Source organism: Romboutsia maritimum, assembly GCF_002251085.2.
Classification (GTDB): Bacteria; Bacillota; Clostridia; order Peptostreptococcales; family Peptostreptococcaceae; genus Romboutsia_B; species Romboutsia_B maritimum.
The window spans coordinates 207,180-229,517 of record NZ_NOJZ02000001.1; the positions used below are offsets into that span (position 1 = coordinate 207,180).

Below are 22,338 nucleotides of genomic sequence, written 5' to 3' on the forward strand. Positions count from 1 at the left end.
TTTTTCACTTCCAAGTGAGTTACTGTAAAGGTTATTTACTTTACACATTGTATTTTATATTAATTAAGATGAAATGTCAACTATTAAATTTTAATATTTTTGAGCTAATTAATTCCCAAATAAAGCATCAGAGAATGCTTTTGCATCAAAATCTTGTAAATCTTCTACTTTCTCTCCTACACCAATAAGCTTAACCGGAACATCTACTTCCGACTTAACTGCAAGAACTACTCCACCTTTTGCAGTTCCATCTAATTTAGTAAGTACTATTCCCGTTATATCAGCTACTTCCTTAAACGTTTTAGCTTGAGATACTGCATTTTGTCCTGTAGTTGCATCAACGACTAACAATACTTCTCTTTTAGCTTCTGGAAATTCTCTATCAACTATTTTAAATACCTTTCCAAGTTCATTCATAAGATTTGCTTTATTATGAAGTCTACCTGCTGTATCACATATTAGTAAATCAACATTTCTAGCTTTAGCGGCTTTTATAGCATCGTATACAACAGCTCCTGGATCTGCACCTTCTTGATGTTTTATTATATCTACATTACTTCTTTGAGCCCATACTTCTAATTGTTCTATTGCAGCTGCTCTAAAGGTATCTCCTGCTGCTAATAAAACTTTTTTTCCTTCGCTTTTATATCTATTTGCCAACTTACCTATAGTAGTAGTCTTTCCAACACCATTTACTCCTACCATAAGTATTATACTTGGTGATTTTTCAACATCTAATTTAGCATTATCATTATCAAGTATATTTTCAACTATATTTTTAAGCTCTACTCTTACGTCCATAGGATCTGTTATACCCTTTTGCTTTATTCTGTTTCTAAGTTGATCTATTATATTCATAGTCGTATTTACACCAACATCAGCAGTTATTAAAATTTCCTCTAAATCTTCTAATAACTCTTCATCAACTTTTGTATACATATTTAAAACATTATCTATTTTATCAGTTATTCCTTGCTTAGCTTTAGTTAATCCTTGCTTTAATCTTTCAAATAGATTAACTTTAGGTTCTCTTTTTTCTTCTTCTATTTCTTCTTTTTCTTCTTTTTTCACTATTTCTTCTACTTTTTCTATTTCTTCTACTTTTTCTGTTTCTTGTATTTTTTCTGTCTTAACTATTTCTTCTACTTTTCCTTCAGTTTCTATATTTTTTATTTCTATATTTTTTATCTCTTCTTTATCTTCAGCTTCTACAATAGGTTCTTTATCACTAAAACTCTCTTCATTAACTTCTTTGTTTGATTCCAGTTCTATTTTCTTCATTTCTTCTTCTAAAATATTTTCTATTTCTTTATCTTCTGTTTCTTTCTTTTCTTCTTTTTTCTTATTAAATTTAAATAGATTTTTAAACACTTCATTTCCTCCTGAATATAAGCCAATCTTTTGTTTGTATATATCTATAAATATATTAAATTATATCTGTCAATTCCTCTGCATCTTTTAACTGTAAGCTAATAACTTTTGAAATTGCTTTTTCTTGCATTGTAATTCCATATATATAATCAGCAGCTTCCATAGTACCCCTTCTATGTGTTACTGATATAAATTGTGTATCTTTAGCTAACTCTTTTAAAAATTCCCCAAATCTATATATATTTGCGTCATCTAAAGGAGCCTCTATTTCGTCTAGTATACAGAACGGTGTAGGTTTAGATAAAAGTATAGAAAACAATATACTTATTGCAGTAAGTGCCTTTTCTCCTCCTGATAATAAGTTTAAATTTTTCATTTTTTTGCCTAGTGGTTGTGCCGTTATCTCTATATCACTTTCTAATATATTGTCCTTATCTAATATAGTAAGTTCACCATATCCTCCACCAAACAATCTTTTATATACATATTTAAAGTTTTCATTTATTTCATTAAATTTTACTTCAAACTCAGATTTCATATTTTCTTCTAATTCGCTAATCAATTTTTCTATAGCTTCAATAGATTCTTCTAAATCTTGTTTTTGTTCACTATAAAAATCATATCTTTCTTTAACTTCTTCATACTCTTTTATAGAATCTAAATTAACATTTCCAAGGTTTCTGATTTCTTTTTTTAATCCCTCTAAAACTTTCTTATCTATTTCTATACTATCATCCTTAACTTCAATAGCTTCAACTAGCGTCATTTCATATTTTTCAAAAAGTTTATTTATATATGTCTCTTTAGTAGCTTTAACTCTTTCTAATCTACCTTGTACTTTAAATAAACTTTCTTTTAAATCCATATATTGACGATCAGCAGCTTTTAATTCTTTATTAAAATCTTCTAATCTACTCTTTAAACTTTCTTTTGAAGCTTTTTTAATTTCTAAATTTCTGTTACTATCTAATAACTGTTTATTTAAGCTTTCTTTCTCAGTTTGCTCTATAATAATATCTTCTTCTAATTGAGTAGTTTCTATTTCTTCAGATTTTAATGATTCCTCCAAGCTATTTGCTTTTTCGTCTAACTCTAAATTTTCTTTATTTATTCTTTGTATATCTTTTATTAAAGAATCATATATCTGATTATTTTTTACCAGTTCTAAATTTAACTTATCAAACTTATCCCTATCATCTTCATATAATCCACTATATTCTTTTAACTGTACACTTAAAACTTCTATTTTATTTTTATTATTATTATATTTATTTTCTATTTCTTTCACTTCTTCTTTTACAATATTTGTCTTTTTTATTGTATATTCTAAATTAGAATCTAAACCGTGCTTCTCATTTTCTAATTTTTCTTTACTATTATTTAAAGTATTTACTTCTTCTTCTACTCTACTAATAATTGATGTTTGCATTATTATAGATTTATCTAATTCTTTAATACTATTTTGTGCTTCATTTATTTCTTTTTTAACTTTGAATATATTTTCATTCAGTTCATCTTTATATTCTATTAAAGATGTATTTTCATTTTTTATAAATTCTATTTTTTCAGTATACTCTTGTATAAGCCTTTTTCTAGACAATATATTTCCATTTGTTCTTAAACTTCCTCCAGTTAAAGATCCACCTGGATTTAAAATTTCTCCGTCTAATGTAACAACCTTAAATTTATGTCCTGTTTCTTTTGCAAATTTAATTCCATCATCTATATTATCTATAATTATAGTTCTACCTAATATACTCTCAAATATATTTTTATATTTTTCATCATAAGATATTAAGTCACTCGCTACTCCTATAAATTTAGTACTAGACCTTATATTACGAGTATCTATTTTATTAGATTTAATTATGTTTAAAGGTAAAAATGTTACTCTACCTAAATTATTTTTCTTTAAGTAGTTTATTGCAAACTTAGCACTATGCTCATCTTTAGTTATAATATTTTGCATATATGCTCCAAGTGCTGCTTCTACAGCCTTCTCAAATTCCTCAGGAACAGTTACTACTTGTCCTAAAGCTCCATATATACCTTGCAATGATTTATTTTTTAAAACTTCTTTTACTCCTCTATTAAAACCTTCATAATGATTTTCCATATCAATATATATATTACGCTTTGAATTATAATCATTCATACTATATTTATTATTCTGAATTTTTAACTCTACGCTAGAGTTATTCTCAATTAAAGTTTTTAATTTGTTTTCAAATTCATTTTCTTTAATTTTTAAATTTTGCATATTTTCTTTTGTGTTATTCATTTGTTTCTTTTTATTATTTAAATCATTATTTTTGTAGTTAATATTTTTTCCTATCTCTTCAATATCTAAATCTATATTTTGAGTTCTTGAATTTATATTTTCACTATTAGCTTGTAATGTAGATAACTTGCTCGTAGATCCTTGTTTTTCATTTAACAAGCTTATTATTTCATCTTTTAATTGTTCTATCTCATTATTTAGATTTTCTATTTTTTCTTTTTTATCATTATTTTTTAATTCCACATCTTTTACTTTATTATTTAGCAAATTTATACTTTTTTCTTTTTCATATTTCTTTTCTTCTAATTCTTTGACATTTAACTTATCTTTTGTCATTTTTTCTTTTATATCTTTTATTTCTTTTCTTTTTCTATCAATATCATTTCTAAAGTTTTTTATTCTCTCTTTTATAAGATCTACCTGAGCATCTTTTTGAGACATTACAGATTTTATAGAATTTATATAATCAATAGCCTTACTTATTGTTTCATCAATATTTTCTATATCCTTATTAGTCTGATTAAAATTATTTTCTATAGATTCTTTTAATTTTTCTGTTTCTTTAGATTGCTGATCAAGTAATTCATTATGCTTATTTATTTCCTTTAACTCTGCATCTAAAGATTCTATTTCCTTAATATAACTATTAACTTCTATAGTTTTTAATTTTTCACTAACTTCTATATATTTCTTAGCTTTTGACTGTTGATTAAATAATGGCTTTAATTGATTTTCTATTTCTAAATATATATCATCAATTCTCTCTAAATTTTCTTTTGTATTTTTTAAGTTTCTTTCAGCCTCTTGTTTTTTATATCTATATTTAGATATACCACAAGCTTCATCAAAAACTTTTCTTCTATTTACAGGATTAGGGCTAAGAATTTCATCTACTTTACCTTGTTCTATTATTGAATAACCATCTTTACCAATACCTGTATCTAAAAGTATTTCTTTTATATCTTTAAGCCTACAGCTTTTGTTGTTTAAGAAAAATTCGCTTTCTCCATTTCTGTAAGCTCTTCTTTTTATAGTCACTTCGCTAAAATCTAATTCTAATTTTTCATCACTATTGTCTATAGTAAGAGCAACCTCACAATAATTCATCGGTTTTTTACTATCTGTTCCTGCAAATATAACGTCTTCTAATTTATCACCTCTAAGACTTTTTATACTTTGCTCTCCTAGAACCCACCTAACTGCATCAGATATATTACTTTTACCACTACCATTAGGTCCTACTATTGCTGTTATACCCTCTTTAAATATTATGTCTGTCTTTGTAGGAAAGGACTTAAATCCTTTTAATTCTAATCTTTTTAAATACAATGTGTTCTCTCCCTTCAATGAAACTAAAGGTTGTAAATATTATATAAATCTTTATACATATCCTTCATATTAATAGCGATTATATTTTCATTATCTAATATGATTTCTAATTTATCTATATTAATATCATCTTCCTGTGTTTTTAAAGTTACACCTAATTTATTTTTCATATAAACACTATTACTCTTTTTATTGCCTATTATTTTCGAAATATTTTTTTTGTTACAATTAATTAAAATATTACTTGTAACTTTATTTTTTCTAATAATATAATCTAAGTAATCTCTAATCATTTCTGATTCAACTAATTCTCTAAAAGCTGGATGATATGGTCCTGCAACCACAGCCTTTCCTACTTGAATATCGTCTGTAGCTTGTAATCCTACTCTTATTACATTTATATTATTAACATAAAATAAAGCTAAAAGCTTCTTTACTATTTTTATACTTTCATCTAATGTAAAAGGTTTATATTCATTTTCATCTAAAAGCTTTTCCAAACCTGTTTCTTTAACTACTAATGTTGGATAAATTCTTACACATTCTGGATTAAGTTCTATAAATTTCTTAGCTGTTTTTATACACTTGTATTCAGAATCAGATGGTAGTCCTACCATCATTTGTAAACCTAATTTTATACCACTATTTTGTATAAGCTTAGCACTTTGAGACACTACATCTGCATTATGTCCTCTTATGCTATCCACTAATACTGTTTCATCTAACGATTGTACTCCAAGCTCAATTATGCTCACTTTATATTCTTTAAGCATATTCAATATTCCCTCATCTATACAATCTGGTCTTGTTGACATTCTAATATCTTGAATTAATCCTTTATCTACATATTCCTTCGCTACTGATAACAAACTTTTTTGTATGTCTATATCTATAGCTGTAAAACTTCCTCCAAAAAATGCTATTTCTATCTGAGCATCTTTATCTATTGTTGGTAAATATTCTTCAATAATATTTTTCACATCTAAACTTGTCACATTCGTACTTACTCCTGTAATCTTTTTTTGATTACAAAATATACAGTCATGCGGACAACCTTGATGCGGAACAAATATCGGAATTATTCTCTTTTTCATTTTATATCATCCTTTTATTAAAACTTCTTTAAACTATACAACTCTTTTAAATTAAATATTACAGTATATCATCCAATGCGATTCTAGCTGCTAATTGTTCTGCTTCTTTTTTGCTCTTTCCTTCTCCAACTCCTAAAACCTGTTCATTTAATCCAACTTGCATAACAAATCTTTTATTATGATCTGGACCTTTTTCTTCTATTAATTTATACCAAATATTATTTTCACCTTTACTTTGTAAAACTTCTTGAAGATGTGTTTTATAATCTCTAAATATTTTTCCTTTTCTAGAATCAGATATTATATTTTTCATATAATTCAAAATAAATATTCTAGCGTTTTCTAATCCACCATCTAAATATATAGCTGCTATTACGGCTTCTAAAGCATCTGCTAGTATAGATATCCTTTGTCTTCCTCCCGTTGCCTCTTCACCTTTTCCAAGTAACATGTATTCACCTAATTTAATTTCATTAGATACTTCACTTAAAGACTCCTCACATACTATATTAGCTCTAAGCTTAGTTAATTCACCTTCTGGCAATTCATGTTCTTCGTTAAATAAATAATCACTTACTACTATACTTAATACTGAATCCCCTAAGAACTCTAATCTTTCATTAAAATTGTATCTCTTATTTTCATTAGAATAAGAACTATGTGTAAGAGCTTCTAATATGTACTCCTTATTTTTAAATTTGTAATTTATAATATGTTCAAATTTAGATATATTGTCTAATATTTTTTTATTTAATTTCATAATACTACCTCCGAGTTAATTATCTCTAGATTATAGTGTACTATTTTTCTTCAACTATTGCAAAACTAAAATTTCTATTATTTATATAGAAAAACCTATGAGATAAAAGTATTCTCATAGGTTCTTTAATTTATCTATATAAATTTTTATTTGTGTTCGTGGTCACAATCACAACCACAGTCGCAATCATCATCACATGAACAAGTACAATCATCTTCATCTTCGCCAGATAATATTATCGCTTGGCAATTAGGACAAACAATATCTACACCATCATCATATAATAAATCTTCGTCTATATCTACTAAGTCACCACAGTTAGGGCATTCCATTTCTACATAACTAAACTCTTCATCATCTTCATCGCTGTCTTCATCTTCATAAAGATCATCTTCTACTTCTGATAAGTCTTCGTCTATAGATTCTACATATTCTATTAAGTCTGTTTGCTCTTCTTCTAAATCAACAATAGCATCAGCAAAATTTTCTAACACGTCTACTATTTTATGTATTATCTTGCCTTCTTTACTTTCCTTACTTATGTCTAATCCTTCTGTAAGACCTTTTAGGTATGCAACTTCTTCATATAAATATTTCATGTATACCCCTCTCTTTCTCTATTTTTATATAAATTAAAAGCTCATATATCTTTATTATTAAGATATATAAGCTTTTATATACATCATTTATTAAACTCTTGATAAATAATCTCCAGTTCTTGTATCTATCTTTATTTTATCACCTTGATTTATAAATAAAGGAACTTGAACAACAGCACCAGTTTCTACTGTAGCTGCTTTAGTTACGTTACTTGCAGTATCTCCTTTTATTCCTGGTTCAGTTTCTACAACTTCTAATTCTGCAAAGTTTGGAGCTTCCACTTGGAAAGGTTGTCCTTGATAGAATCTTATTGTAGCAACTTCATTTTCTTTTAAGAATTTAATTGCTTCTTCAACTTGGTCATAGTTTAATGGTATTTGGTCAAAAGTTTCTTCATCCATGAAGTAATATAATTCACCATCATTGTATAAATATTGCATTTGTCTTGTTTCTATTAATGCTTTTGGGAACTTATCACTTGGATTGAAAGCTTCTTCTCTTATTGCTCCACTTTTTAAGTTTTTATATTTAGTTCTAACAAACGCTGCACCTTTTCCTGGTTTAACGTGTTGGAAATCAACTATTAAACATGGTTGACCGTCTTTTTCAAATGTTACACCTTTTCTAAAATCACTTGCTGATACCATTTTTGTCCCTCCATCTAAAAATACTTTTATTATTTTTTGGGTGATTTTGTAATTTAACTATCACCTTATCCTTTTTCAATTATATATCCTATTGCAATCTTGTCAAGTTATATTAAGTCTATATAATAATATTACCTATTATTAATTATAGCATTCACACCTAATATATAACTATAAAAACCAAATCCAGATATCTGTCCTATACAAGCCTTAGCAGTTACACTTTTTTGCCTAAACTCTTCTCTATCATGTATATTAGATATATGAACTTCTACTACCTGTTTATTAATGGATTTTATGGCATCATGAATAGCATAGCTATAATGCGTAAAAGCTCCTGGGTTTATAACAACTCCATCAAAATTTTCATTCGCTTCATGAAGCTTATCTATTATATCACCTTCATGATTACTTTGAAAAAATTCAATTTCAACTCTTCCATCAAATTCTTTCTTTATATAACTAACTAAATCTTCTAGAGTATTATTTCCATAAACCTTAGGTTCTCTTTTACCTAACATATTTAAGTTTGGTCCATTTATAACTATGATTTTCATAAAATACCCCCAACTTTTAGATTACAAACTTTTACCAATATAATAATATCATATATTATCCAATAGAAACAAGTATTTGACTAACTACTTCTTCTATATTTTTTTCGTTTATATCAATTATAAAATTTGCTATTTTCTTATACTTTTCATATCTATCACTTAATAATGTTTTTATTGTATTATTTAAGTTACTACTTTCCTTTAAAAGTGGTCTTTTATTTATTTCTCTTGAAACATTTTTTACTATAGTCTCTACATTTGCATCTAAAAAAATGACTTTATCTTCTTTTTTTAAAATTTCAATATTTCCCTTATTTGTAATTATTCCTCCTCCAGTAGAAATAATTATATTATCTCTTAATAAAAGTTCTTTTAATAAATTAGTTTCTAAATTTCTAAAGTATTCTTGACCATATTTTTCAAATATATAAGAGATACTAACTCCTTGAACTTTTTCTATCTCATTATCCATATCTACAAATTCTACATTTTTTATCTGTGATAATTTTTTACCTACTACACTTTTTCCTGTACCCATAAATCCTATTAATATAATTCTCATATAATATCTCCCTCAAAATTTCTTATGTATATTTTAAATTTACTTTCATGTATTTGCTTATTTTTTGATAGTTTAAGAATCATATTTACATATTTGCCATCTTTAGATATGTTCACATATATTTTATCTATATAATCTCCAATTTCATATCCTCCACGGCTACTTATTTCATTATTTATTGAATTAATAAATAATTTATTTTTTCCTTCTTTTAAATTTAATTCTATATCTTTATTGGAATTGTTTATTTTTTCGTTTTTATATTTACATTTTATTGAATTTACATTTTTATAATTCTGTTCTTTAAATTCACTTTCTTCTTTATTACTAATATTAACTCCTATTATACCCATTGAATTGCCAATTACGTCCTCTATATGTCTTGTCATATCCATTGCTTGTTGTTGCAGTTCTATTTTATCTTCTATAGAATTTTTTATATTTAAACAAAATATTAAAAGTGAATAAAGTAACAGTATTAAAATACTCATTATAGATAATGATACTATACTTTCCAAAAGAATATATCCTTTTTTACACTTCATATTTTCCTTCTTTCAAAAGAGTTCTTCCACTTATTGGAACAATTGTTATCTCTTTATATACTTTTTTGCCAAATATCTTAATTTTACCTCCACGCTCTTCTAAACTTCCATCTGTTCTGAATTTAACTCTAATTATACTTGGATTTATTTTTATATTTGATGGTATTGAAATTTCTTTTATATTTTTTTTGTTATTTTTAAGGACATATCCGTTATAACCACTACTAAAAGTCCATAGTATATAAACACTACCATCTCCTAACATATTACTTCTTCTGACATATCTAATATCTGAGCATAACTGTTTTGTAAAAGAATTAATATGGTATTTTTCAATACTATATTTCGGAAAACATATAGTTCCTATTAAAAGCACTATGCTCATAGCTATCATCAATTCTACAAACGTCACATTCCTTCTCTTTTCATAATTTTATATCTCCTTGTAATCATATATTGTTACTAAGTCTTTCTCATCAATATCTAGTTTTATATTAATATCTTCTAGTATTTCTTGATTTTGATTATCTATTTCTATTGATTCAACACTTTTTATATGGTCTGATTGTATAAGATCTGTATTTTCTAAGGTATGATTATTTTTAGTTTCTTCATTATTTTTAACTTCATTTTCTTTTTCTATATCTTTTTCCTTTGTATACCATGGATTTTTTATATTAACATTTACTTTAATGGTTTTTTTGTAATTTTCATTTTTCACCTTACTTACAATATCAAATTGTAATATTTCATTTTCTAAGCATAAATCAATCTCAGAAAATTTTAATGTTATATTTTTCAAACTACTTTTCGAAATATCTTCTATGTTATTAATAAATTTATAGTAATTATTCCCCAAGAAATATTCTCTAAATTCCTCTTTATTTTCACTTAATTCTACAGCATTTTTAACTTCTCTTAATATATTACTATATACTATTTCTATAGCACTCAAAGATTCTTCCTTCATATTTATATTTTTAAAATCTAGACTATGTATATTGTTATTTGTATATATTAAATTAATACACATCATACATATTACACTTATAATAGAAAATATTATCAATGTTATTATTAATATAGACCCTTTATTATTTCGTAATATAACTACTCAACTCCATACTTTTTACATTTAATTTTACTTTAACATCTATTTTATAACATCGATAATAATCTTCACTTTTTTCTATACTAGTTTCTATTTTATAGCCTTCATATTCTTTTAAATTGCAATATTTTTCTTGTTCTATATTATTATTTCTAACAAAATATTTCATATCTTCTATATATGTTTTTGCTATATTCAGCATTTCTATATTTTTTTCATTACTGTTTACTAAATTATAACTTGAATAAATTGAAGTAGATACCATATATACAGCCACACATATAATTGATAAACTAACTATACATTCTATAGAAGTAAATCCATTATTTTTATAACTCAAAATATCTTCCTTTCTTATAGTTTATTGTTTTACAATTTTTAAATACATCTCTTTTAATATTTGAGCATCTTTCTTTGATGGCTTTATATTTGTCCAAATATAAAATGCATGTAATCCTTGATTTATTAACATATCTATTCCGTGAACTACATCTAAGTTTTGCTTAATAGCCCAATTTAAAAATTTTGTATTATGAGGTTTATATACAATATCGCAGACTAAAGTATCATTAGTTTTTATTTTTTCATCTATTGGACATTCATCACTATTCATTCCTATAGGTGTTGTATTTATTAATATATCTATATTATTCAAATCTTCTTGATTAATAGGTTCTGTTGAGCAGCTTATTTCTGTAGAAAAATGTTTTTTAATTATATCTTTTATTTCTATAGCCTTATTAATAGTTCTATTCCTAATTTCGATTGAATAAACTCCATTATTAGCTAATTCTATAGCTATGCTTCTACATGCACCTCCTGCACCTAAAACAGCTACTCTTTTATTTTTTACCTCATAACCTTTATCTAAAATAGATTTTACAAATCCTACTCCGTCAGTATTGTAACCTTTTAATTCCCCTCCTTCATTTTTAAGTGTATTTACAGCTCCTATTAACCCTGCACTCATGTCTACTTTATCTAAATATTTAATCACATCTACTTTATAAGGTATCGTTATATTACATCCACCTATACCTAAAGATTTTATTCCCTTTATAGCATCTTCTAATCTATCCTTATCCACATCAAAACATGAATATATACTATTTACATTATATTTTTCAAACAAATAATTTTGTATATTAGGCGAAAAACTTTGTTTTACTGGATGCCCTAAAAGACATATAGTTGTTGTATTTGAATTGATATTCATATATTCTCCTCCATATATTTATTGTCATTAACTTATAATTTTATACCATTTTATTACATTTTAAAAGCTACATATTTTTGTATATTCATCATAAATAGAGTTATCATTTTTATTGATTGAAATATTTTTATAATTTCTAATTTTTTCATAAGAATCAACAATTATAATTATTTCTAAGTATTTTTCTTCTTTCATTTCTATTTTTATATTTCCTCCATGTAAATCTATTATTAATTTAGCTACAGTTACTCTTATATCCAAAATTTTTCTTTCATTATCACTTATATACTTATCATAATCAAATCCGTTTTCATTACTTATAGTTATGATTGATTTATTCGCTTTGCTTTCTAAATTAAAATATATTATGCTGTTTGGTAAAGAATATCTCATAGTCATTGACAGAAAAGTAAATATGACACTTTCAAAATCATTAGGGTCAATATTTACTATCTTTTCTTCTTCATCAGTATCAAAAACTATATTTCTATCCTTCGTACAAATACATCTATTAAACTCTGTAACTAAATCCTCAGATATATTAACTATATTATAATAATCTTTATCTGTATAATGGAAATCTGACTCTAACTTTACTAAATCCATTATACTATCAATTAACCCCATAGATATTTTCAAATGTTTTTTAACTATTTGTATCGTTTCTGATAAACTATCCTGTGGATTTTTTAATATTTTATATCTAAAAACAGATTCTAAAAGTTGATTGCTTGAATATATTACATTTAATGGTGTTTTTAATTCATGAGACATATTAACAAAAAATTCAGTTTTAATCTTATTTTCTCTTTCCTTAATTTCTATCTCTCTTTCTATAGCTTCCATTTTTAGTTGTTCTGTTATATCTCTGACTATTCCAACCATTTTTAGTTTTTTATTTATATCTATAAGCATTCCTCCAGATTCAATATCAACGTCATTTCCATATTTATTTTTTATAGTAGTTCTTTTAAATTTAATACCTCCATTAGTATTTCCTGATGTAATAGTTACTTCTTCATTAATATTATCTAACCTAACGTCTTCAATATCTTTTGAGCCCAATATATCTAAAAATGTTGAATTAGCATAAGTAAGTAATTTATTTTCAAAATTAAGTATATATATCCCCTCAGGTATTATATTAACTAGTGCTTCGTATTTCTTTTTACTATAGTCTATATCTCTTAATATTTTTTTATAATCAGTTATATCCCTTATAACAACGAGACTTTTATTTTCTCCAATCTCAGAAAATTCAACTCTATCTATGTTTAAACATAACTCCATTCCATTTTGACAGTTATAATGTAATTCTCCATTAGCTGCTTTTTCTATAATAATATTTTTAATATCATTCTTATTAAAATCTATATCTTGATTTTTTCCATTATTATAAATAATCTCACTATCATTAGCTACTAAAATCGAATGTGGTATATTATCCACTATCTTTTTATATTTAATATTATTTTCTTTAATTTGTATCTTACTTTTCTTTTTATATGTTATATCTGTTATTGCACAAATTATACCTATTCTTTCATTTCCAAGATTAAAAGGAGCATATGAACATTCAAAGAATCTTCCATCTTTCCCCTCTATTTCTTCACTTAACTCTACTCCATATTCCCTTACAGCCTCTAAATTTTCTATAAATGATTCTTTATTTTTTATACTTTTATTTAAAAATTTCTTTAAGTTTATTTTATATTTACAATCTGAATATTCATTCCACATTTTAGAAAAACTATCATCTTCATTTAGTATATATCCATCGTTATCAATTAAAAGTATACATCTATTAGATTGATTTAAGATCAACTCTAATATAGTTTGCTTTTTCTTTAGACTTTCTTCAATCTTTTTAGTAGTATTTTTATTATAATTTAGTTTTTCATAACATAACTTTATAAATATATTTGTCCTATTTAATTTGCTTAATATATCTTTTTCTTTAAAGTTAATGTCTTTAATATGAGTTCTTGATACTTTTAAAAATATATATATACTTGATACAAAATCTAGACTTTCTCCTATATAAATAAATTCATTTCCCGTTTTTAATATTAAATTTATAAATAGATATATAAAGTACAGAACTTGAATTATCGTATATTTAGGTTTGAATTTTTTAGTATATAAACTAATTGAAAATAGATATAATGAAGTCATTAACATATATGAAATAATAATAGTTATATATAAATATATATGTTTATCACTTGGAGCTAGTAAACAATATATGCCTAAAAAATAATTTATATTGAACAAAATATTTATATGCTTTATTTGCTTTAATTTAAAATTTAACTGAGTTACAAATGAAATTATCATAATTTTATATATATAATTCAAAATTAGTAAATTACTATTTGAAATATCACCTAATATACAAATTGTTTTCAAAATAATTATTGTAGATATTACAAGTGTAGATATTACACTCTTTTTAAACTTGCTAACTTTGCAATTAGCATGTAAAACATATACACTCATCAAAAAAATTGCTACTGTTAATAAATTAATATATTTATACATACTCCTTCCCCTTTTACCCCATATAATTATAATTTCCCCTTAAGACTCTATATTAAAATATATATCTGAAAACTCTATATCTACTTTTTCTCTGTCAATAGAAGTAATTTCTGAATTTGTATTAAGAGCTATTAAATTGGAAGCTACATTATTTTTAAAAACAAGTTCAAACTTACTACCTTCACCTAACTTACTACTTACTTTTATCTTAGCATCATTAAGTTCAGCTAATTTTTTCACTAAAGATAAACCAACACCTGTACCTTCTGCACCTCTAGATAAAGTCCTATCTAGTTGCTCAAATTTTTCAAATATAAAATCTTTTTTATCTTCTGGAATACCTACACCTGTGTCTTGTACACATACACATACCTTTTCTTCTTTGGCATCTATATATACATATATTTTTCCTCCTGAATCAGTAAACTTAATTGCATTTGATAAAAGATTTAATATTATCTTTTCTATTTTATCCTTGTCTATAATTAAAATTTTAGTTTTAACATTACTACTAAATAAAATCTCTAAACCTTTTTCCTCTGTATAAACTTTAGATAAATTCACTATATCTTCAACTAATGAAACAATATCATATTTTTTAAAATTCATATCATATTTTTCATTTTCTATACTCATTATCTCATCTATATTGTTTAATAAGCGTTTTAATCTATATGAATTTTGCTTAACTAATCTAGTATAATTGTTAACGTATTTAGAATTATAAATTTCTTTATCATTATCTAATATATTGTTTACATTAAATATTGTATTTATTGGTTTCTTTAAATCTCTGGCTATAAGAGATAAAAATTCTGTTTTAAATTTATTTTTTTCTTCCATAACACTTAATTTTTCCGCCATCTTCTTAGCATTATATTTATCCTCTAGAAGCCTTGCAACAACCAAGAAATTTTCTTCTTCTTTCCTATCTATTATTGCAACTGATATATCTATATTTCCATTCGTTCCAACACTAAATTTCTTAAATTTTCCAAATTCTCTACTTGCTACATATTTTTTTACTATTTCATTCAAGCTATCAACACCTATTTTTTTTAGTAATTTTATCATAGCTTTATTCATATAAGTATGATTTTTAGTTTTTTTATCAATTACTACCATTCCTTCAGGTAATGCTTGTAATAATACTTTATACGTTTTTTCGCTTTCCTCTAACTCATTTTTAGCTATTTCTAAAGTTGTTATATCAATAGCCAGACTGAGCATCATATGAGCATTATTTAGTGTTAATGTCATTGTCATAAATTCAATAATCTTACCATTCTCTGTTTCTATTTTTGTAATAGTTTTATCTTTTTTTCCTAATTGAACTAAATTTATGTTACTTATAAATTCTTGTCTAAATTTTTTAGTTATCTGTTTTTTTATATCATCTATGAGTAATACCTTTTCTGATTGATTACATATATTAAAAATATCTATTGCCTTGCTGTTTATATAACTAATAGTATTCATATTATGAATAATAACACCATCACTTAAAATATCCATTAGTTTTCTATATCTTTCTTCACTTTCTTTTAATTGATTTTGTATCATTGTACTTTGAGTTATATCATTTAAAATGCATATTATCATACTCTGACCATTTATCATATCTCTAGAACATATAAATCTATATATTTGATTTTTAAAACTCTTTATACTTAATATACAATTATTTTTAGAGTCTATATTTTCTATTGCATGTAACATTTCTTGACTATTAATAAATTTTTCTTTAAAAAACTCTTCTACTTCAAATTTTTCTATATCGATTTTATCTTCTTCTAAAAAAATTTTAAATACTTTATTTATGCAAATTAATTCTTTTTTGAAATTCAATATAAATATAGGTGTATTACTTTCTTCTATAGATTTACTTATCTTATTATTAATATCTAAAATTCCATTTTTAAATTTTTGTTGTAAGCGACATTCTAAGGCGATTTCCTCTTTTGATTTTGATATGTAATGCTTGTTAATCTTTAGTTTGTGTTTGTTTTTTGATAAGCTCGTACTAAATTCTTCAATTTTATCTATTATACCTCTATTAATTATAGTAGAATTTAGCATAATATTAATTAACATAGAAATTTCATAGGATGTGTTTAAAACTAATATAGCTAGTAAATTTCCTACTATCAAAAATATGTTTATTTCAATTTTAAATTTAATTTCTTTTGAGAATAAAATCAATAATATAGACTTCACTATATACATTAAACTGATTAAATATTTAACATTTTGAGTGTATATATATATACATCCAATATTTATACAAAGTATATATATACACAGTTCTACAAGTGACATTATCGTCAATTTTAAAAATGATTTTTTCCTAGATACCTTATATAAATACATACACATTATTTGAATTGAAATTATAATAATTATGTTCAATGTTTCTATGATTTCTCTATATTTATATAAATCTCCCACATTAATCACCACCCTTTTTTAATTTATGGTTGATTTTCACATGTTTTTTCAATATTTAACTAAATAATATTTTTACTGTAATATCTTAACATAATGTTATTCTTTTTTACTATATATGTATATTAGCACACTACTTCCAAATAATTTGTCACTTTTTGAGCAGTTTAAAATAAATTTATTCAACAAAAAAAAGCCTTAATTTAGGCTTTTTTCTGACTTAAGCTCTTTTCTTAATTTTTTAAGAGCTCGCTTTTCAATTCTAGATACATAGGATCTTGATATTTCTAGTTTCTGAGCAATTTCTCGTTGAGTTTTATAACCTGATTGAGTTAGGCCATACCTTAACTGTACTATTTCTTTTTCTCTTTTAGTCAAAATTTTATCTAGTTGTTCATAAAGCTTTCCAATTTGTACTTTAAGCTCTACTTGATCAATTATATAGTCAATATCGGTTCCTAGCACATCAATCAAACTGATTTCATTACCTTCTTTATCCATACCTATTGGATCTTGAAGTGAAACTTGCACTTTATTTTTTTTATTGGTTCTTATATTCATTAAAATTTCATTTTCTATACACTTAGAAGCATATGTTGCTAACCTAGTTCCTTTATCTACGTTATAAGTTTCTATGGCCTTTATTAGTCCTATTGTACCTATTGATATTAAATCATCTTGATCCTCGTTTGAATTATTATATTTTTTTGCTATGTGTGCTACTAATCTCATGTTCCTTTCAATCAAGACTTCTTTTGCATTTTCATCTTTCTCTACTTTAAATTTAGTTAGATAACTTGCTTCTTCTTCAGGGGTTAATGGTTTTTCAAATGATTTCAAAATAGTCAATAAGCCACCCCCTCTTTTGACGTGTTATTTTAAATTATATGAAAGTGGCTCATACAAATTGACTATTTTATAATTATTTTTTATTTTAAACCTTTAGATATCTCTTTAAAAATAGGAGTTGCTGACTTATTATTGTTCTCAGTCCCCTCCACTATCACAGTTATAGCATACTTAGGAGATTCTTCTGGATAAAATCCCGTTATCCATCCATGAGATATTTCTTTCTTATTTAAACTACTTTGAGCTGTACCTGTTTTCACTCCACATCCACCATCTAAATCCTTTAAATCTTTGGCAGTTCCTTCTTTGGAAACTTTTTTCATCATACTTTTAATTTTAGTCATTGTATATGGAGAAATTAATTCTTCTTGTTTTGTTGTCTTAAATGTCTTTAAAATTTTCTTATCATTATTAATGATACTATCATATAAATATAATGGTTTATATGTTCCATTATTAGCTACTATTTGTGTTAATTGATTAATTTGCAATGGAGTAAATTCTATATCTGCTTGTCCTATCGCTAAATTTCTTATTGATATGTCCTTTGGAACTTTTGAATTTTTCTCTTCATCTAATCCAATTCCAACTTGATTAGATAATTTAAGTTTTTCTACTGCTTCTAAAATTTTTTCTTTTCCTACTTTCATAGCAATATCTAAGAATGCAGTATTACATGAATTAGCAAAAGCTTGATCTAAAGTTTCAACTCCATGTCCATTAATTTTATGGCATTTTAATATTTCATCAGTATTTCCTACCTTTGCTTTTCCTTGACAATTATATGTATAATTAGAATCTATAACTCCATTTTCTAAAGCTGCATAAAGTACTACTATCTTAAACACAGAACCTGGTGGATATGTAGCTCTTATAGCTCTATTTTCTAATTCTCCATTTCTACTATTACTATACTTTGCTATATCATTTTGATTAAAGTTTGGTCTAGAACATATAGAAAGTAGTTCTCCCGTTTCTACATTAGATATTACTACTGAACTTGGATTTTCTTCTTTATCTAATATCTTTTCTACTTTCTTTTGAATTTCATAATCAATAGTTAATTTAAGATGTTTATTTGTTTCACTTTTTTCTACAGTTTTTACACTACCTTCTAATATATCTAGCTTTTTTGAATTACCAATATTACCAGCTTTAAATACAGATACATACTTTTCATTAGTATTATTAAGTATACTATCCATACTTTTTTCAATTCCACTTTGAGCTGTTTTATCTGATTTTTTAAGATACCCTATTGTATGAGATAGTATTTTATCATTTGAGTATCTTAAAGTTTTTTCTTCTACTAAAATATTATTTTTTTCTAGCTCTGATTTCATTTTATTATTTATATAATTAGTTTCAATCTCTATTACACTAGAAAATACTTGCTTTTCAAATTCTTTAAATATATCTTCTTCACTTATATTTGTAGCTTTTTTTATAAGCTTTATAGTTTCATAACTATTGTTTAATTTTGATTTAGGTACTATTAAAATACTTTGTCTTTCTTTATCTGTAATTGGAATATTATTTCTATCATAGATTATTCCTCTTCCACTATTTAACTCAATTTTATCCATACTTTGCATTTCTACCATTTTTTTGTATTTATCACATTTTAAAATTTTTATATCTATTAATCTATAAATTAAAAAAGCATATACTATAATACATATAGAAAATATACTATATATTCTTTTTTTAGTTTTATATGATAATGGACCTTTTTTCCTTGACATAAAATCACCCCTTAGATATTTATCATTTTTGACAATTTCTAAGGGGTTAATACCAATATTTTTAATTTTTTAATTATCTAATTGAGTTCTTATTTTAGATATTACTATATCTATAGCAACTTCATTGTGTCCACCTTCTGGCATTATTATATCTGCATATTTTTTATATGGCTCTATAAATTGATCATGTGCTGGCTTTACTGTTGTTAAGTATTGATCTATTACAGAATCTACTGTTCTTCCTCTTTCTTTTATATCCCTTTGTATTCTTCTTAATATTCTTAAATCATCTTCCGTATCTACATATATTTTTATATCTAATCGGTCTCTTAACTGTTCATCTTCTAATATCATTATACCTTCAACTATTATTATGTCTTTAGGTGTTATACTTACCGTTTCATTTTGTTTCCTAGTATGAAGTTCATAATCATATATAGGCTTTTCTATAACATTTCCCTCACATAAATTTTCAATATGCTTTATAAGAAGTTTATTATCAAATGAAAGAGGATGGTCATAATTAGTCTTTAATCTTTCTTCAAAGCTTAAATGACTTTGATCTTTATAATAAGCATCTTGTTCTAGTACAGCTATATTTTCTTCTGGTATATTATCTATAATTGCTTTACATACTGTACTCTTTCCTGATCCTGTTCCTCCTGTTATCCCAATTATAAGCGGTCTTTTTTTATTTGTCATCTTGCATTTCTCTCCTTAACATATAATCCTTGTCTACTTTTCCTGATAATTTAACTTTAATAATTTGATTTGGATGAGATGCAGTCTGTATAGATTCTCCATCTTCATCATACATTTCTTCTATCTTAGTAAACATAGTTTCTTTGTATGGTCCAAATACCTCTATGTCATCTCCAACATTTATTATATTTCTTTGCTCTACTATTGCAAGTCCACTTTCTGCTTCTATTCCTTTAACTATACCTATAAAATCATAACTTCTAACATAAGAAGTTGTTTCACAATTTTGTTCTTCTTCACCTGGTTTTTCTAAATAGAATCCAGTCGTAAAATGTCTATGGCTACTTTTTTGAATTTCCTCTAACCATAAAGGATTAAATGTCCAATTTTGTGAATCTTCATAAAATGCATCTATAGCCATTCTATACGCTCTAACTACTGATGCTATGTAATAAGAAGATTTCATTCGTCCCTCTATTTTCAAACTTGTTATACCTGATTTTATCAATTCTGGTAAATACTCTATCATACACAAATCTTTTGAATTAAAGAAAAATGTACCTCTTTCATCCTCATATATTGGATAATATTCTCCAGGTCTTTTTTCTTCAACTAAACTATAGTTCGATTTATCTGCTTGAGCAAAAGATTTTTGATTTACATCTTTACTTTCCATATAATTACTTATTAAACATCTTCCTGAGTTTGATATACACATTGCACCATGTACAAAAACTTCTATATCCATATCTAACGGTGTTTTAGCTCTAATCTCAGATATTTCTTCACATGATAACTCTCTAGCCATAGCAATTCTTTTTATTCCTTGATTATGCCAAAAATTAGCACTCACATAGTTTGTAGTATTAGCTTGCGTACTTAAATGTATTTCCATATCTGGAACCACTCTTTTTACAATATCTAATACTCCTGCATCTGCTAATATAAAAGCATCTACACCTAGTTTTTGTAGTTCTAATAAATATTCTTCTAAATTAAGAAAATCATTATTATGAGGAATTACATTTACTGTTACATAAACTTTCTTTCCTTTTTCATGAGCAAAATCGATTCCTTCTTTCATTTCTTCTTTAGTAAAATTTCTAGCTGAAGACCTCATTCCAAAATATTCTCCACCTATATAAACAGCATCTGCTCCATAAGTTATAGCTATTTTTAATCTTTCTAAATCTCCCGCTGGTGCTAATAGTTCCGCCTTATGCATTAGCTTCACCTCTTTCATTTTGTTTATAGCTAAGTGCAACTCCATCTCCTATAGGTATAAGAGATGTATCTAAGTACTTACAATTACATATATAATCTAAGTAATTTCTCATTCTCTTTACTATTGTCTTTTTTCTTCTTATAACAAAGTCATCATGTGCTACCATTCCTTTGTATAATATATTATCTGAAATTAAAAGTCCATCAACCTTTAATTTATCTATAACCATATCATAAAATAACTTATATTGTCCTTTAGCCGCATCTAAGAATATCATATCAAATTCACCTTCAACTTCAGATAATAATTCTTGAGCATCTCCTTCCAATATAGTTATGTTATTTTCAAAATTTGCTAGCTTTATATTCTCTTTAGCTTTTTCAATCATTTTTTCATTTCTTTCTACAGTTATTATTTCTACATCTTTACCAACTGTAGTAGCAAAAAGAATTGAAGAGTATCCGATTGCACATCCTACTTCTAATATCCTCTTTGGCTTTTGAACTTTTAATAAAACTTTTAATAGTTCAGATACTTCTTTATGTACTATTGGAACATTATTTTCATGCGCATACTCTTCTAATTCTTTTAAAAGTCCATTTTTTTCTTTTAAAGTACTTCTTATATAGTCTTCGACTAAATCATTTACTATATTACTCAACTAAACCACTCCTTAAGTGATAACAAAAATTAATTATGGATTAAATCTGTAATTTACAAGATATAACCCATAACCTTAATCGTTATATTAAAATAAA

At 25.1% G+C, this 22,338-nt stretch carries 20 protein-coding genes; all 20 read right to left on the reverse strand.

All coding sequences use genetic code 11. The annotated features are described in order from the left end of the window. Positions 1 to 108: 108 nt before the first annotated feature. Positions 109 to 1,371, reverse strand: a complete 1,263-nt coding sequence (ftsY, locus tag CHF27_RS00995) for a signal recognition particle-docking protein FtsY (RefSeq protein WP_095404836.1) — start codon at positions 1,369 to 1,371, stop codon at positions 109 to 111. Between the two features lie 55 nt (positions 1,372 to 1,426). Further along, positions 1,427 to 4,981 carry a chromosome segregation protein SMC gene (gene smc / locus CHF27_RS01000; protein ID WP_095404835.1) on the reverse strand — a complete coding sequence of 1,185 codons (3,555 nt, stop codon included), beginning with the start codon at positions 4,979 to 4,981 and terminating at the stop codon, positions 1,427 to 1,429. A gap of 23 nt (positions 4,982 to 5,004) precedes the next feature. Then, positions 5,005 to 6,075 (reverse strand): elongator complex protein 3, encoded by a 1,071-nt coding sequence (locus tag CHF27_RS01005; protein WP_095404834.1) that lies wholly within the window; start codon positions 6,073 to 6,075, stop codon positions 5,005 to 5,007. A 58-nt stretch (positions 6,076 to 6,133) separates the two neighbouring features. After that, positions 6,134 to 6,835 carry a ribonuclease III gene (rnc, locus tag CHF27_RS01010; protein ID WP_095404833.1) on the reverse strand — a complete coding sequence of 234 codons (702 nt, stop codon included), beginning with the start codon at positions 6,833 to 6,835 and terminating at the stop codon, positions 6,134 to 6,136. Between the two features lie 146 nt (positions 6,836 to 6,981). Further along, positions 6,982 to 7,434: a CD1247 N-terminal domain-containing protein gene (locus tag CHF27_RS01015; protein ID WP_095404832.1), complete on the reverse strand. Its 453-nt coding sequence runs from the start codon at positions 7,432 to 7,434 to the stop codon at positions 6,982 to 6,984. A gap of 90 nt (positions 7,435 to 7,524) precedes the next feature. Next, positions 7,525 to 8,082, reverse strand: a complete 558-nt coding sequence (gene efp / locus CHF27_RS01020; protein ID WP_095404831.1) for an elongation factor P — start codon at positions 8,080 to 8,082, stop codon at positions 7,525 to 7,527. 131 nt (positions 8,083 to 8,213) lie between these two features. Then, entirely contained in the window at positions 8,214 to 8,639 is a 426-nt protein-coding gene (gene aroQ / locus CHF27_RS01025; protein WP_095404830.1) for a type II 3-dehydroquinate dehydratase, read from the reverse strand. 55 nt (positions 8,640 to 8,694) lie between these two features. Beyond that, on the reverse strand, positions 8,695 to 9,201 hold the full coding sequence (locus tag CHF27_RS01030) for a shikimate kinase (RefSeq protein WP_095404829.1): 507 nt from the start codon (positions 9,199 to 9,201) through the stop codon (positions 8,695 to 8,697). Next, complete coding sequence (locus tag CHF27_RS01035) at positions 9,198 to 9,746, reverse strand: prepilin-type N-terminal cleavage/methylation domain-containing protein (RefSeq protein WP_095404828.1); 549 nt, start codon at positions 9,744 to 9,746, stop codon at positions 9,198 to 9,200. The genes CHF27_RS01030 and CHF27_RS01035 overlap by 4 nt, the downstream gene beginning before the upstream one ends. Beyond that, entirely contained in the window at positions 9,736 to 10,158 is a 423-nt protein-coding gene (locus tag CHF27_RS01040; protein WP_243444915.1) for a pilus assembly FimT family protein, read from the reverse strand. Before CHF27_RS01040 ends, CHF27_RS01035 begins: the two co-directional genes overlap by 11 nt. Before the next feature lie 21 nt (positions 10,159 to 10,179). Continuing rightward, positions 10,180 to 10,782, reverse strand: coding sequence for a hypothetical protein (locus tag CHF27_RS14405; RefSeq protein WP_095404827.1), 603 nt, complete (start codon positions 10,780 to 10,782; stop codon positions 10,180 to 10,182). Between the two features lie 58 nt (positions 10,783 to 10,840). Next, complete coding sequence (locus tag CHF27_RS01050; protein WP_095404826.1) at positions 10,841 to 11,197, reverse strand: type II secretion system protein; 357 nt, start codon at positions 11,195 to 11,197, stop codon at positions 10,841 to 10,843. Positions 11,198 to 11,218: 21 nt separating this feature from the next. Next, the gene (gene aroE, locus CHF27_RS01055; protein ID WP_095404825.1) at positions 11,219 to 12,073 is read right to left on the reverse strand and encodes a shikimate dehydrogenase; all 855 of its coding nucleotides are present in this window, start codon (positions 12,071 to 12,073) and stop codon (positions 11,219 to 11,221) included. Between the two features lie 60 nt (positions 12,074 to 12,133). Then, positions 12,134 to 14,614 carry a PAS domain-containing sensor histidine kinase gene (locus tag CHF27_RS01060; protein WP_095404824.1) on the reverse strand — a complete coding sequence of 827 codons (2,481 nt, stop codon included), beginning with the start codon at positions 14,612 to 14,614 and terminating at the stop codon, positions 12,134 to 12,136. A 39-nt stretch (positions 14,615 to 14,653) separates the two neighbouring features. Next, entirely contained in the window at positions 14,654 to 17,062 is a 2,409-nt protein-coding gene (locus CHF27_RS01065) for a sensor histidine kinase (RefSeq protein ID WP_095404823.1), read from the reverse strand. Between the two features lie 195 nt (positions 17,063 to 17,257). Next, complete coding sequence (sigK, locus tag CHF27_RS01070) at positions 17,258 to 17,908, reverse strand: RNA polymerase sporulation sigma factor SigK (protein ID WP_095404822.1); 651 nt, start codon at positions 17,906 to 17,908, stop codon at positions 17,258 to 17,260. A gap of 80 nt (positions 17,909 to 17,988) precedes the next feature. Continuing rightward, complete coding sequence (locus tag CHF27_RS01075; protein WP_095404821.1) at positions 17,989 to 19,653, reverse strand: peptidoglycan D,D-transpeptidase FtsI family protein; 1,665 nt, start codon at positions 19,651 to 19,653, stop codon at positions 17,989 to 17,991. 69 nt (positions 19,654 to 19,722) lie between these two features. After that, positions 19,723 to 20,355: a uridine kinase gene (udk, locus tag CHF27_RS01080; RefSeq protein WP_095404820.1), complete on the reverse strand. Its 633-nt coding sequence runs from the start codon at positions 20,353 to 20,355 to the stop codon at positions 19,723 to 19,725. Beyond that, complete coding sequence (locus tag CHF27_RS01085) at positions 20,345 to 21,580, reverse strand: peptidase U32 family protein (protein WP_095404819.1); 1,236 nt, start codon at positions 21,578 to 21,580, stop codon at positions 20,345 to 20,347. Before CHF27_RS01085 ends, udk begins: the two co-directional genes overlap by 11 nt. After that, a complete protein-coding gene (locus CHF27_RS01090; RefSeq protein WP_095404818.1) occupies positions 21,573 to 22,241 on the reverse strand; it encodes an O-methyltransferase in 669 nt (222 codons plus the stop codon). Before CHF27_RS01090 ends, CHF27_RS01085 begins: the two co-directional genes overlap by 8 nt. Positions 22,242 to 22,338: the final 97 nt, after the last annotated feature.